Source organism: Streptomyces sp. SP18CS02 (assembly GCF_036322365.1).
In the GTDB taxonomy this organism is placed as follows: Bacteria; Actinomycetota; Actinomycetes; order Streptomycetales; family Streptomycetaceae; genus Streptomyces.
Window position 1 is genome coordinate 40,094 of the sequence record NZ_JAQYXC010000295.1, and the last position, 13,748, is coordinate 53,841.

A 13,748-nucleotide genomic window follows, 5' to 3' on the forward strand; every position below is an offset into this window, starting at 1 on the left:
AAAAGAAATCTGAGGAGAATCGTGGCCGAGACCACTGTTGAGACCCCCGTCGAGGGCGAAGAGACCTACGCGGAGGTCACCACCTTCGAGTCCGAGGTCCCCGTCGAGGGTGAGTACACCTCCGAGTCGCTGGCGTCCCGCTTCGGCGACCCGCAGCCGGCGGCCGGCCTGGGCCGTCGCAAGAACGCCATCGCCCGCGTCCGGATCGTTCCGGGCACCGGCAAGTGGAAGATCAACGGTCGCACCCTTGAGGACTACTTCCCCAACAAGGTGCACCAGCAGGAAGTCAACGAGCCCTTCAAGGTGCTCGAGCTCGACAACCGCTACGACGTCATCGCCCGTATCTCGGGTGGCGGTGTCTCCGGTCAGGCCGGCGCCCTGCGCCTCGGCGTGGCCCGCGCGCTGAACGAGGCCGACGTGGACAACAACCGCGGCGCCCTCAAGAAGGCCGGCTTCCTGAGCCGCGACGACCGTGCGGTCGAGCGCAAGAAGGCCGGTCTGAAGAAGGCCCGTAAGGCCCCGCAGTACAGCAAGCGCTAAATCGCCTGCTCGGCCTGGTTTGCGCGTACGCCCCGGCGGCACACCTCTGTGCTGCCGGGGCGTACGTCTATCCACACCTCTAGCGTGACAACGGGCAGACAACGCTCAGAGGCTTGCATTTTCGGAGCATTTTCGGAGGACAGTTGTGGGACGACTCTTCGGCACGGACGGCGTGCGCGGTGTCGCCAACGCGGACCTGACGGCCGAGCTCGCGCTCGGCCTCTCGGTCGCGGCGGCGCATGTGCTCGCCGAGGCGGGGACCTTTGAAGGACATCGGCCGACCGCCGTGGTCGGGCGGGACCCGCGTGCGTCGGGAGAGTTCCTGGAGGCCGCCGTCGTGGCGGGCCTCGCGAGCGCGGGCGTCGACGTCCTGCGCGTGGGCGTGCTGCCCACCCCCGCCGTGGCCTTCCTCACCGGTGCGCTCGGTGCCGACCTGGGCGTGATGCTCTCCGCGAGCCACAACGCCATGCCGGACAACGGGATCAAGTTCTTCGCGCGCGGCGGCCACAAGCTCGCCGACGAGCTGGAGGACCGGATCGAGACGGTGTACGAGCAGCACCGCACCGGTGAGCCGTGGGAGCGGCCGACCGGCGCGGGCGTCGGCCGGGTGGCCGATTACCACGAGGGCTTCGACCAGTACGTCGCCCATCTGCTCTCCGTCCTGCCCAACCCGCTCGGCGGCCTCAAGGTCGTGCTGGACGAGGCGCACGGCGCCGCGTCCGGTGTCTCGCCCGAGGCGTTCAGGCAGGCGGGCGCCGAGGTCATCACCATCGGCGCCACCCCTGACGGGCTCAACATCAACGACGGCTGCGGCTCCACCCACCTGGGCCTGCTGAAGGCCGCCGTCGTGGAGCACGGCGCCGCCCTCGGCATCGCCCACGACGGTGACGCCGACCGCTGCCTGGCCGTGGACCACACCGGCGCCGAGGTCGACGGGGACCAGATCCTCGCCGTGCTCGCGCTGGCCATGCGCGAGGCCGGGACGCTGCGCGGCGACACCGTCGTCGCCACCGTCATGTCGAACCTGGGCTTCAAGCTGGCCATGGAGCGCGAGGGCCTGCAGCTGGTGCAGACGGCCGTCGGTGACCGGTACGTCCTGGAGTCGATGAAGGAGCACGGCTACGCGCTGGGCGGCGAGCAGTCCGGGCACGTCATCGTGCTCGACCACGCCACCACGGGCGACGGCACCCTCACCGGCCTGCTGCTCGCGGCCCGCGTCGCGGCCACCGGTCGCTCGCTCGCCGAGCTGGCCGGGGTCATGGAGCGCCTGCCGCAGGTGCTGATCAACGTCAAGGACGTCGACAAGTCGCGGGTGAAGACCTCCGCGGAGCTGGGCACCGCCGTCGCGGAGGCCGAGCGCGCGCTGGGCTCCACCGGGCGCGTACTGCTGCGCCCCTCGGGCACCGAGCCGCTGGTACGGGTCATGGTCGAGGCCGCCGACATCGAGCAGGCCCGGTCGGTCGCCGGCCGGCTGGCCGACGCGGTGAAGTCGGCCCTGGGCTGACGTACCGCCCGCCCCCGGACGACCGGGTGGGCGCGGGCCTCGCGGGCGAACGGGCGTGAGCCCGTGACCGCGGGGCCCGCGGGCCCACGGAGAAGGGCGCCCCCGCCGTCACGGCAGGGGCGCCCTTCCGCCGTCCGTACCCGTCAGCCGGCCCGGCGGCGCTGCACCGCCCACAACCCCTTCTGGGCCAGCAGCGTCAGCGTGCCCGCGAGCACGATGCCGGCCAGGTTCGCCATCAGCTGGGCGGCCGATCCCCACGTCTGGCCGAAGTCCGCGTAGCTGAACGCCACCGCCGCGTTCGCCGCTGCGGGGACCGTCGTCACCGAGATCGCCACGCCGATCAGCGCGCCCGACTTGGCGGAGGTCAGCGAGAGCGTGCCCGCGACGCCCGCCAGGAACGCGACCACGAAGGACATCCAGTCGGGCTTCCAGATGAACGAGGTGTTGGGCCGGGCCGCCTCGACCATGTCGAGCGTGAACAGGCCGAGGGCGTTCATCAGCCACGAGAAGCCCGCCGTCAGCACCATCGCCGCGGCGAACCCTCCCACCAGCGCCACCAGCGAACGCCACACCAGCCGGGGTGCGCGCCGCACCAGCGCGGTCGAGATCCCGGCGAGCGGGCCGAACTCCGGGCCCACCGCCATCGCGCCCACGATCAGGATCGCGTTGTCGAGCATCACACCGCACGCGGCGAGCATCGTCGCGACGGCGAGGAACGCGACATAGGTGACGGTGAGCGTCGACTCCTCGTGCGTCGCCTCCGTCAGCTTCTCCCACAGCACCGCGTCCGCGCCCTCGCCCGGCGCCTCCTCCTCCGCACGGTCGGCGTGGCGCGAGAGCGACAGCCCGATGTCGTCGACGGTGATCGAACCGGACGTGTCGATGCCCAGTCCGCGCAGTTCGGCGATGAGCTGGTCACCCGCCTCGCGGGCCACGTCGCACAGCACGAGGTCGCCGGGCGGATCGAGGGCGGCGCCGGGGACCACGGCCAGGTGGGTGGTGCCGACCGTCCGGCGGATCGCCCGCACGGCCTCGTCGGTGCGTTCGGCGGGGACGATCAGGCGTAGATGCAGCACACGAGGACCTTCACAGTTTGCGCAGGGACAGACGCTGGACCTTGTGATCGGGCCCCTTGCGTACGACGAGGTTGGCACGGCCGCGCGTCGGCGCCACGTTCTCCAGCAGATTCACCTTGTTGATGGTCCGCCAGGTGGTGCGGGCGTAGGCGAGCGCCTCGTCCTCGGTGACCTGGGTGTACTTCTGGAAGTACGAGGACGGGTTCTGGAACGCCGTCGCGCGCAGCTTGCGGAAGCGGTTGAGGTACCAGCCCTCGATGTCCTCGGCGCGCGCGTCCACGTACACCGAGAAGTCGAAGTAGTCGGCGAGGCCGACCCGGGTGCGGCCGTCCTTGCCGGGCAGCGCCGGCTGGAGGACGTTGAGGCCCTCGACGATCAGGATGTCGGGCCGGCGGACCGTCAGGAGCTGTCCGGGCACGATGTCGTAGATCAGATGGGAGTAGACCGGGGCGGTGACCTCGTCCTTGCCGGCCTTGATGTCGGCGACGAAACGCGTCAGGGCGCGCCGGTCGTACGACTCGGGGAACCCCTTCCTGGAGACCAGGCCGCGCTCCTTGAGCACCTTCATGGGGAGCAGGAACCCGTCGGTGGTGACCAGTTCGACGCGCGGGTGCTCGGGCCAGCGGGCGAGCAGCGCCTGGAGGAGACGGGCGACCGTGGACTTGCCGACGGCCACGGAGCCGGCGACCCCTATCACGAAGGGTGTGCCGCGCTGGGCGCCCTTCTCACCGAGGAAGGTGTTGAGGGCGCCGCGGAGGTTGGCGGACGCGCCGACGTAGAGGTTCAGCAGGCGCGAGAGCGGGAGGTAGATGTCGCGGACCTCGTCGAGGTCGATGACGTCGCCCAGACCCCTCAGCCGTTCGACCTCGTCGGCGGTGAGGGGCAGCGGCGTCTTGTCGCGCAGCGCGCTCCACTCGGCGCGGGTGAGATCGACGTACGGGGTGGCCTCGGCCCGGCGGTGGGCCCCGGCGCTTCGTGGCGGCGAAGTGATCACCAAGCCATTGTCGGGGCTGCGGGCGGGTTCCGGGCCGTGTGCTCGGTCACGGTACGGCCGCGCGGAGGTGTGGTCCGGGCCGGGGAGGCGGGCGGTGGACGGCGGCCCGCGGCGGTTCCGGGCCGGTCGGCGAGCCGGGGCGGCCGGCCGGCGGCCGGGCGGACGGGGGCGGTCCGGGCTTCGGCGGCGGAATGTCAGTGGTGTACGTCACAGTTGTGGGAAGGGTGGGCGTCGGGGTGTGCGGGCGGCGGCCCGTCCCGGCCCGACGTGTGCCGACGCGCGGCCGAGTCGAAGGGACACTCCCCATGACGTACGCGATCCAGGCGGAAGGTCTGGCCAAGCGGTTCAAGGAGACGCGGGCGCTGGCGGGGGTGGACCTGGCGGCACCCGCCGGGACGGTGCTCGGCCTGCTCGGGCCCAACGGCGCGGGGAAGACGACCGCGGTACGGATCTTCGCCACCCTGCTGCGGCCGGACGCCGGCCGTGCCCTGGTCGCCGGTCACGACGTGGTGCGGGAGGCGGGCCTGGTGCGCTCCCTCATCGGCCTCACCGGGCAGTACGCCGCGGTCGACGAGAACCTGACCGGCGCCGAGAACCTGCTGCTCATAGGGCGCCTGCTGGGCATGTCACGGCCGGACGCCAGGGCGCGGGCCGGCGAGCTGCTGGACCGCTTCCGACTGGACGAGGCCGCCGGGCGGGCCGTGAAGACGTACTCGGGCGGCATGCGGCGGCGGCTGGACCTGGCGGCCAGCCTGGTCGGCGGCCCGAGCGTCCTCTTCCTCGACGAGCCGACCACGGGACTGGACCCGCGCAGCCGCGGTGAGCTGTGGGACATGCTGCGGGGGCTGGTCGCCGACGGGGTCACGGCCCTGCTCACCACGCAGTACCTGAACGAGGCCGATCTCCTCGCCGACCGGATCGTGGTGGTCGACAAGGGCCGGGTGATCGCCGAGGGCACGCCCGACGGGCTGAAGGCCGAGGTGGGCGGTCAGGTGCTCCAGCTGCGGCCGCTGCGCCCGGCCGACCTCGCGGTCGCGCACGCCCTGGTCGCCGAGGCGGCGGGACCACAGGCCCGGATCGAGGGCGGGACCGTCACCGCCCCGGTCAAGGACCCCGAGCTGATGCCCGCCGTCGTGCGGCGGCTGGACCGCGAAGGGATCGCGCTGGGGGAGCTGGCCCTGCGCCGCTCCTCCCTCGACGAGGTCTTCCTCGCCCTGACCGGGCACCGGGCCGAGCCCGCGCGGGACGGCGGCCCCGGGGGCCGGGGGGCCGGGCCCGACGACAGCGAGAGCGAGAAGGTGGTGAGTCCGGCATGAGCGCCACCACCCTCACCGCGCCGCCGGTGACCTCGCGCGGCCACGTCCGCCCCGGCGCGGCGCTGCGGCAGACGGCCACCATGGCGTGGCGCAGCCTGGTGGCGGTCAAGCACAATCCGCTGGAGCTGGTCGACTGCAGCATCACTCCGATCATGTTCGTGTTCCTCTTCACCTACGTCCTCGGCGGGCAGATGGCCGGGACGCCCCAGGAGTACCTGAAGTACGCCCTGCCGGGGATCATCGTGCAGAACACGCTGTTCATGACCATCTACACCGCGATGGCGCTCAACACCGACCTCACCAAGGGCGTCTTCGACCGGCTGCGGAGCCTGCCGATAGCCCGGTCCGCGCCGCTCTTCGGCCGGATCACCGCCGATCTGGCCAAGCACGTGTGGGCGATGCTGCTGATGATCGCCCTCGGCCTCGCGCTCGGCTTCCGGATCACCGGAGGGTTCGGCGGACTGCTCGCGGGCCTGGTGCTGCTCGTCCTCTTCGCGGCGGCCGTGTCGTGGTGCGCGGTGCTCATCGGGATGCTCGCGGGCGACGCGGAGAAGGTGCAGGCGTTCGGGTTCACCCTGATCTTCCCGATCACCTTCACCAGCAGCGCGTTCGCCCAGGTCGACACCATGCCCGGCTGGCTCCAGGCATGGGTGGAGGTCAACCCGGTCACCCATCTGTCCGACGCGTTCCGGGGGCTGCTGCTCGGCGGTGAGGTGGCCGGGCCGGTGCTGTGGTCCCTGGCCTGGGCGGCCGGGATCGCCCTGGTGTTCGCCCCGTTGGCGATGCGGGCCTATCGGGCGAAGGCCTGAGCCGTGCCGCGCGGGGCACCTCCGGACGGCCCCGCCGCGCGACCCAGCCTTGCGAGGCGTCCCCTCGGCCCCGGGAGGGAGGCGACCCGGCGGGGGCCCCCGGCGACGAACGCCGCTCGCCGGGCCGGCCCGATCGGCGGGACACCCCGGAGGGGGCGCCTCGCCGGTCCGGCCCGATCGGCGGGACACCCCCTAGGCTGCCGCCATGTGCGGAATCGTGGGTTACGTCGGCGGGCAGTCGGCGCTTGATGTGGTGATCGCGGGCCTCAAGCGACTGGAGTACCGGGGCTACGACTCGGCCGGTGTCGCGGTGCTCGCCGACGGCGGGCTGGCCGCGGCGAAGAAGGCGGGCAAGCTCGTCAACCTGGAGAAGGAACTCGTCACCAGACCGCTGCCGAGCGGTTCCACGGGCATCGGGCACACCCGCTGGGCGACCCACGGCGGCCCGACCGACGTCAACGCGCACCCGCACCTGGACAACGCGGGGCGCGTCGCCGTCGTGCACAACGGGATCATCGAGAACTTCGCCGAGCTCCGCTCCGAGCTGGCCGGACGCGGACACGGGCTGGACTCCGAGACCGACACCGAGGTCGTCGCCCATCTGCTGGCCGAGGCCCACTCGTCGGCGGCCGACCTGGCCGAGGCGATGCGTCAGGTGTGCCGGCGGCTGCAGGGCGCCTTCACCCTGGTCGCCGTGCACGCCGACGAACCGGACGTGGTGGTCGGGGCGCGCCGCAACTCCCCCCTGGTGGTGGGCGTCGGCGAGGGCGAGGCGTTCCTCGCCTCGGACGTGGCCGCCTTCATCGACCACACCCGCTCCGCGATCGAACTGGGCCAGGACCAGGTGGTGGAGCTGCGCCGGGACGGCGTTACCGTCACCGGCTTCGACGGGGCCCCCGCCGAGGTGCGGTCGTACCACGTCGACTGGGACGCCTCGGCGGCCGAGAAGGGCGGCTACGACTACTTCATGCTCAAGGAGATCGCCGAGCAGCCGAAGGCGGTCGCCGACACCCTGCTGGGCCGGATCGACGCCGCCGGGTCCCTGACGCTCGACGAGATCCGGATCCCGGCCGCCGTGCTGCGCGAGGCCGACAAGGTCGTCGTGGTGGCCTGCGGGACCGCCTTCCACGCCGGCCTGATCGCCAAGTACGCCATCGAGCACTGGACCCGCATCCCGTGCGAGGTGGAGCTGGCGAGCGAGTTCCGCTACCGCGACCCGATCCTGGACGACCGGACGCTGGTGATCGCGATCTCCCAGTCCGGCGAGACCATGGACACCCTGATGGCGCTGCGGCACGCCCGGGAGCAGGGCGCCCGGGTGCTCGCGGTCTGCAACACCAACGGTTCGACGATCCCGCGCGAGTCGGACGCGGTGCTCTACACGCACGCGGGCCCCGAGGTCGCCGTCGCCTCCACCAAGGCGTTCCTCACCCAGCTCGTCGCCGTCTACCTGCTCGCCCTCTACCTGGGGCAGGTGCGGGGCACCAAGTGGGGCGACGAGATCCGGGCGGTCGTCCGGGACCTCGCCAGGATCGCCGAGGACGTCGAGCGGGTCCTGGAGACCATGGAGCCCGTGCGGGAGCTGGCGCGCTCGCTCGCCGGCAAGGACACGGTGCTGTTCCTGGGCCGGCACGTGGGCTACCCGGTCGCCCTGGAGGGCGCGTTGAAGCTCAAGGAGCTCGCCTACATGCACGCCGAGGGGTTCGCGGCGGGCGAGCTCAAGCACGGGCCCATCGCGCTGATCGAGCAGGACCTGCCGGTGGTCGTCGTGGTGCCCTCGCCGCGGGGGAGGTCGGTGCTGCACGACAAGATCGTGTCGAACATCCAGGAGATCCGGGCGCGGGGAGCGCGGACCATCGTGATCGCGGAGGAGGGGGACGAGGAGGTCGTGCCGTACGCGGACCATCTGATCCGCGTCCCGGCGACCCCCACGCTGCTCCAGCCGCTGGTGTCCACAGTGCCGTTGCAGGTCTTCGCGTGCGAGCTGGCGACGGCCCGCGGCAACGAGGTGGACCAGCCGAGGAACCTGGCCAAATCGGTGACAGTGGAGTGAAAGCATGATCATTGGGGTGGGGATCGACGTCGCGGAGATCGACCGGTTCGCGGCGGCGCTGGAGCGTACGCCCTCGATGGCGCAGCGGCTGTTCCTGGAGAGGGAACTGCTGCTGCCCAGCGGGGAGCGGCGCGGCATCGCCTCGCTGGCGGCGCGGTTCGCGGCGAAGGAGGCGATCGCCAAGGCGCTGGGGGCCCCGGCGGGGCTGCACTGGACGGACGCCGAGGTGTACGTCGAGGACAGCGGCCGGCCGCGGCTGCGGGTACGGGGAACGGTGGCCGCGCGCGCGGCCGAACTGGGCGTACGGCACTGGCACGTCTCCCTCAGCCATGACGCGGGGGTGGCGTCGGCGGTGGTGATCGCGGAGGGTTGACCGTATGCGAACCGCTTACCGCGTGGAGACCGTACGGGCCGCCGAGGCCGAACTGATGGCGAGGCTGCCGGAGGGCGCGCTGATGCAGCGGGCCGCCGCGGGGCTGGCCGCCGTGTGCGCCGGGCTGCTGGGCCGCGTGTACGGCGCCCGGGTGGTCCTGCTCGTCGGCAGCGGGGACAACGGCGGTGACGCGCTGTACGCGGGGGCCCGGCTGGCCCGGCGCGGGGCCGGCGTGTCGGTGGTGCCGCTCGGCCCACGGGCCCATGAGGCCGGGCTGGCGGCGCTGCGCGGGGCCGGCGGATCGGTCGCGGAGGACCCGTACGAGGTGCTGGCCGGGGCGGACCTCGTCCTGGACGGCATCACCGGCATCGGCGGACGCGGTGGGCTCCGGCCGGACGCGGTGCCGGTGGTCCGGGCGGCCCGCGGATCGGACGCGGTGGTGGTGGCGGTCGACCTGCCGAGCGGGGTGGACGCGGACACGGGCGAGGTGGCGGGCGAGGCGGTCCGCGCCGACGCGACGGTGACCTTCGGGGCGTACAAGCCGGGCCTGCTGATCGATCCCGCGCGCGAGTACGCCGGGGCCGTGCGGCTCGTCGACATCGGGCTGGCCGGCCGCCTGCCGTCCGTCCCGGAGCTGGAGGCGCTGCAGCACGAGGACGTGGCACGGCTGTTGCCGGTGCCCGTGGCCGAGAGCGACAAGTACCGGCGGGGCGTCGTCGGCCTGGTGGCCGGATCCGCCCGCTACCCGGGCGCGGCGGTACTCGCCGTGGCGGGTGCGCTGCGGGGCGGCGCCGGGGCCGTGCGGTACGTGGGGCCGGCGGGCGAATCGGTGCTGGCGCGCTTCCCCGAGACGCTGGTCCACACGGGACCGCCGGGCAAGGCGGGGCGGGTGCAGGCCTGGGTGATCGGACCGGGGCTCGGCGACACCCCCGGCATCGACGACGTGCTGGAGTCGGACGTACCGGTCCTGGTCGACGCGGACGGGCTGCGGCACCTGGACCCGGCCGTCCTGCGGGCCCGGCCCGCCCCGACGGTCCTCACCCCGCACGCGGGCGAGGCGGCGGCGCTGCTGGGCGTGGCGCGCGAGGAGGTCGAGGCGGGCCGGCTGGACGCGGTGCGGGAGCTGGCGGCCCGCTTCGGGGCGACCGTGCTGCTCAAGGGCTCGACGACGCTGGTCGCCGGGCCGGCGCGCGGCACGCCGGTACGGGTGAACCCGACCGGCACGTCCTGGCTGGCCACCGCGGGGAGCGGGGACGTCCTGTCGGGGCTGACCGGCTCCCTGCTGGCGGCGGGCCTCGCGCCCCGCGACGCCGCTTCGGCCGGCGCCTATCTGCACGGCCTGGCCGCCCGCCGCGCGTCCCGTGACGCCCCCATCGCCGCGCACGACGTGGCGGCGGCGCTCCCGGACGCGTGGCGGGACGTGCGGGACTGAGGCGGGGCCGGGGGGCCGGGGTCCGGGCCGGCGGTCGGGGCCGGCCGCCTGCCGTCCGCCGGTCGCCGCCCCCCGGCGGGGCTGGGCGGCCGGTTGCCGTACGGGCGGACGCGAACCCGCCTGGCGGAGGGGGAGGGGGGTACCTGAGACACTGGGCGGGATGAGTGAGACACCGCAGACCCTCCGCGCCCGCGCCGAGATCGACCTCGGCGCGCTGCGCGCCAACGTGCGCGCGCTGCGCGCCCGTGTCGCTCCGCACGCCCAGGTGATGGGCGTGGTGAAGGCCGACGCGTACGGCCACGGGGCCGTGCCCTGCGCCCGCGCCGCGCTCGCGGCCGGGGCCACCTGGCTCGGGACCGCCACGCCGCACGAGGCGCTCGCGCTGCGCGCCGCCGGCGTCGAGGGCCGGATCCTGTGCTGGCTGTGGACGCCGGGAGACCCGTGGCGCGAGGGCGTCGAAGCCGGGCTGGACATGTCCGTCAGCGGCATGTGGGCCCTGCGCGAGGTCGTCGCGGCGGCCCGAGGGGCCGGGCGGACCGCCCGCGTACAGCTCAAGGCCGACACCGGACTCGGCCGCAACGGCTGCCAGCCCGCCGACTGGCCCGAGCTCGTCGGCGAGGCCCTCAAGGCCCAGGCCGACGGAGCGGTCCGGGTGACCGGCCTCTGGTCGCACTTCGCCTGCGCCGACGAGCCCGGCCACCCCTCCATCGCCGCCCAGCTGGAGTCGTTCCGCGAGATGCTGGCCTACGCCGAGGAGGCGGGCGTCGAGCCCGAGGTACGGCACATCGCCAACTCGCCCGCGACCCTGACCCTCCCGGACGCGCACTTCGACCTCGTACGGCCCGGCATCGCGATGTACGGCGTGTCGCCCAGCCCCGGGATCGGCACGCCCGCCGACTTCGGCCTGCGGCCCGTCATGCGGCTCTCCGGCAGTCTCGCCCTGGTGAAACAGGCCCCGGCGGGACACGGCGTGAGCTACGGTCACCACTACATCACCCCGCGCCCGACGACCCTGGGCCTCGTGCCGCTCGGCTACGCCGACGGCGTCCCGCGCCACGCGTCCGGGCGCGGCCCCGTGCTGGTGGGGGACAAGGTGCGCACGGTGGCGGGACGGGTCGCGATGGACCAGTTCGTCGTCGACCTCGACGGCGACACCGTTCCTCCGGGGGCCGAGGCCGTGCTGTTCGGGCCGGGGGACGACGGCGAGCCGACCGCCGAGGACTGGGCGCGGGCGGCGGACACGATCGCGTACGAGATCGTGACACGGATCGGATCCCGGGTACCACGCGTCTACAGGAACGTGGATTCGGAGGCGGATTCGGAGGCGGAGTGGCGGACGGGCCTCGGAAGCCGTCCGGCGGGTACCCCGGGGACCGTGGGAACGGACGGCGACCGGGAGAACCGGTAGAACGGACAACGACCGGGTAGGACCCTTACCGGCCAGTAGTAGGACAGGCACCGACCGGTCGGACCGTCAGAGCCGATCACCAGCCAGGGGAGCGCCCAGTGAGTGACACCAGTGCGGGGGAGGCGGCGGTGGGGGCCGTGACGGAGGCCGCGGCCGGCAACTGGCGTCTCGCCGGCCTCGCCGGCGCCGCGGTCGGTGTGATCGCGGCCGGTGCGGCGGCCGGCGTCGCCGTCGAGCGGCTCACCGTGGGCCGCGGCATGCGCAGGAAGGCCCGGCTCGCGCTGGACGCCGCCGGCCCGTACGGATCCCTGCGCGGCACCCCGGGCAAGGCGCTCGCCGACGACGGCACGGAGCTCTACTACGAGGTCGACGAGGTCGAGGCGGACAGCAGCGCGCCCCGGCGGCGCCGGCTCTTCGGGCACCGGACCCCGGCCCCCGTCACCGTCGTCTTCAGCCACGGCTACTGCCTCAACCAGGACGCCTGGCACTTCCAGCGTGCCGCCCTGCGCGGACTGGTGCGCACCGTGCACTGGGACCAGCGCAGCCACGGCCGCTCCGCGCGCGGCATCGCCCAGGCCGGACCGGACGCCGTCGCGGTCTCCATCGACCAGCTGGGCCGCGACCTCAAGGCGGTCGTCGACGCGGCCGCCCCGGACGGCCCCCTGGTGCTGGTGGGGCACTCGATGGGCGGCATGACGGTGATGGCCCTGGCGGACCAGTATCCCGAGCTGATCCGCGAGCGGGTGGTGGGCGTCGCCTTCGTCGGCACCTCCTGCGGCAAGCTCGGCGAGGTCAACTACGGCCTCCCCGTGGCCGGGGTCAACGCGGTACGGCGTGTCCTGCCCGGCGTGCTGCGGGCCCTCGGCTCCCAGGCCGAACTGGTGGAGCGCGGCCGGCGGGCCACGGCGGACCTCTTCGCGGGGCTCATCAAGCGCTACTCGTTCAGCTCGAAGGACGTGGACCCCGCGATCGCCCGGTTCGCGGAGCGGATGATCGAGGGGACGCCCATCGACGTGGTCGCGGAGTTCTACCCGGCGTTCACCGAGCACGACAAGGCGGAGGCGCTGAACATCTTCGCCGAGGTGCCGGTGCTGGCGCTCGCCGGCGACCAGGACCTCGTCACGCCCAGCTCGCACACCGAGGCGATCGCCGACATGCTCCCGGACGCCGAGCTCGTCATCGTCCCGGACAGCGGCCACCTGGTGATGCTGGAGCACCCGGAGGCGGTCACCGACCGGCTGGCGGACCTGCTGGTGAAGGTCGGGGCGGTCCCGCCAGCCGCTAACGTTGGCACGTATGGAAGCACCGCTCGATCCGCCGCACAGCCCGGCCACTGAGACCGCCGTCCCCACGCCCGTCCCCGCCGACGGCCCGGCCGCCGAGGCCACGGCCCGCCTGACCCTCCACTCGCCCGACGAGATGCGGGACCTGGGCCGCGCGCTCGCCGCTCTGCTGCGCCCCGGCGACCTGGTGATGCTCACCGGTGAGCTCGGCGCCGGCAAGACCACCCTCACGCGCGGGCTCGGCGAGGGCCTGGGCGTCCGCGGGGCGGTGACCTCGCCCACCTTCGTCATCGCGCGCGTCCACCCCTCCCTGACCGGCGGACCCGCGCTCGTCCACGTGGACGCCTACCGGCTGGGCGGCGGCCTCGACGAGATGGAGGACCTCGACCTCGACGTCTCGCTGCCCGAGTCGGTCGTCGTCGTGGAGTGGGGCGACGGCAAGGTGGAGGACCTGTCGGACGACCGGCTGCACGTGGTGATCGACCGGGTCGTCGGCTCGACGGACGACGACCGCCGGGTGGTGACCCTGACGGGGCTCGGGAAGCGCTGGGCGGGTGTGGAACTGGCGTTGCGCTGAGCCGGCGGCAGCCCCGGCGGCGGTAGATTCCGACAAGACGTCGGCAACGATGTTGCGTCGTACCTCCACGGCGTGGTCACATGGAGACCAGCACTTGGTTAGGTCTACCTAACCACGCATGCCCCCGGAGCCACAGGAGGCAACCATGCCGACGCCGAAGCGCGAGGCGCCCCTGCCGCGTTCGCAGCCCCGTCAGCCGTCGGACGTACCGATGCGGGACCTGCTCGCCGCGTGCGCCGCCGCCACCGCCGTGTCGACCCCGCCGAGGCTGCCCGCGGCCCAGGCCCCGGCCGAGGACATCACCGACGAGCCGGCCGCGGAGGAACGGGACGCCCGGCCCGAGGCCGCGTAGAGCGCCTTCCGCCGCCCCGGAGGCCGGGGGG

The 13,748-nt window shown here is 73.7% G+C and carries 13 protein-coding genes; 11 read left to right on the forward strand and 2 right to left on the reverse strand.

Translation table 11 applies throughout. The features are described from left to right. Positions 1 to 21 precede the first annotated feature (21 nt). Positions 22 to 540 (forward strand): 30S ribosomal protein S9, encoded by a 519-nt coding sequence (gene rpsI, locus PUR26_RS26945; RefSeq protein ID WP_329876032.1) that lies wholly within the window; start codon positions 22 to 24, stop codon positions 538 to 540. Positions 541 to 685: 145 nt separating this feature from the next. Beyond that, on the forward strand, positions 686 to 2,044 hold the full coding sequence (gene glmM, locus PUR26_RS26950) for a phosphoglucosamine mutase (protein WP_329876034.1): 1,359 nt from the start codon (positions 686 to 688) through the stop codon (positions 2,042 to 2,044). A gap of 143 nt (positions 2,045 to 2,187) precedes the next feature. Here glmM and PUR26_RS26955 read toward each other — a convergent pair whose 3' ends face one another. Next, positions 2,188 to 3,120: a DUF389 domain-containing protein gene (locus PUR26_RS26955; RefSeq protein WP_329876036.1), complete on the reverse strand. Its 933-nt coding sequence runs from the start codon at positions 3,118 to 3,120 to the stop codon at positions 2,188 to 2,190. 10 nt (positions 3,121 to 3,130) lie between these two features. Continuing rightward, positions 3,131 to 4,114 carry a type I pantothenate kinase gene (coaA, locus tag PUR26_RS26960; RefSeq protein WP_329876038.1) on the reverse strand — a complete coding sequence of 328 codons (984 nt, stop codon included), beginning with the start codon at positions 4,112 to 4,114 and terminating at the stop codon, positions 3,131 to 3,133. Positions 4,115 to 4,419: 305 nt separating this feature from the next. Here coaA and PUR26_RS26965 point away from each other — a divergent pair, with 305 nt between their 5' ends. The 9 genes from PUR26_RS26965 (at position 4,420) to PUR26_RS27005 (ending at position 13,717) form a co-directional block, all read left to right on the forward strand. Continuing rightward, on the forward strand, positions 4,420 to 5,430 hold the full coding sequence (locus PUR26_RS26965; RefSeq protein WP_329876040.1) for an ATP-binding cassette domain-containing protein: 1,011 nt from the start codon (positions 4,420 to 4,422) through the stop codon (positions 5,428 to 5,430). Next, positions 5,427 to 6,239: an ABC transporter permease gene (locus PUR26_RS26970; RefSeq protein WP_329876042.1), complete on the forward strand. Its 813-nt coding sequence runs from the start codon at positions 5,427 to 5,429 to the stop codon at positions 6,237 to 6,239. Before PUR26_RS26965 ends, PUR26_RS26970 begins: the two co-directional genes overlap by 4 nt. Before the next feature lie 205 nt (positions 6,240 to 6,444). Continuing rightward, positions 6,445 to 8,292: a glutamine--fructose-6-phosphate transaminase (isomerizing) gene (gene glmS, locus PUR26_RS26975; RefSeq protein WP_329876044.1), complete on the forward strand. Its 1,848-nt coding sequence runs from the start codon at positions 6,445 to 6,447 to the stop codon at positions 8,290 to 8,292. A 4-nt stretch (positions 8,293 to 8,296) separates the two neighbouring features. Further along, positions 8,297 to 8,665, forward strand: a complete 369-nt coding sequence (locus PUR26_RS26980) for a holo-ACP synthase (RefSeq protein ID WP_329876046.1) — start codon at positions 8,297 to 8,299, stop codon at positions 8,663 to 8,665. A gap of 4 nt (positions 8,666 to 8,669) precedes the next feature. Further along, positions 8,670 to 10,097 (forward strand): NAD(P)H-hydrate dehydratase, encoded by a 1,428-nt coding sequence (locus PUR26_RS26985; protein ID WP_329876048.1) that lies wholly within the window; start codon positions 8,670 to 8,672, stop codon positions 10,095 to 10,097. A gap of 160 nt (positions 10,098 to 10,257) precedes the next feature. Further along, positions 10,258 to 11,505: an alanine racemase gene (alr, locus tag PUR26_RS26990; protein ID WP_329876049.1), complete on the forward strand. Its 1,248-nt coding sequence runs from the start codon at positions 10,258 to 10,260 to the stop codon at positions 11,503 to 11,505. A 98-nt stretch (positions 11,506 to 11,603) separates the two neighbouring features. Further along, positions 11,604 to 12,842 carry an alpha/beta fold hydrolase gene (locus tag PUR26_RS26995; protein ID WP_329876051.1) on the forward strand — a complete coding sequence of 413 codons (1,239 nt, stop codon included), beginning with the start codon at positions 11,604 to 11,606 and terminating at the stop codon, positions 12,840 to 12,842. Beyond that, the gene (gene tsaE / locus PUR26_RS27000; RefSeq protein ID WP_329876053.1) at positions 12,802 to 13,365 is read left to right on the forward strand and encodes a tRNA (adenosine(37)-N6)-threonylcarbamoyltransferase complex ATPase subunit type 1 TsaE; all 564 of its coding nucleotides are present in this window, start codon (positions 12,802 to 12,804) and stop codon (positions 13,363 to 13,365) included. Before PUR26_RS26995 ends, tsaE begins: the two co-directional genes overlap by 41 nt. Positions 13,366 to 13,510: 145 nt before the next feature. After that, on the forward strand, positions 13,511 to 13,717 hold the full coding sequence (locus PUR26_RS27005; RefSeq protein ID WP_329876055.1) for a hypothetical protein: 207 nt from the start codon (positions 13,511 to 13,513) through the stop codon (positions 13,715 to 13,717). Positions 13,718 to 13,748: the final 31 nt, after the last annotated feature.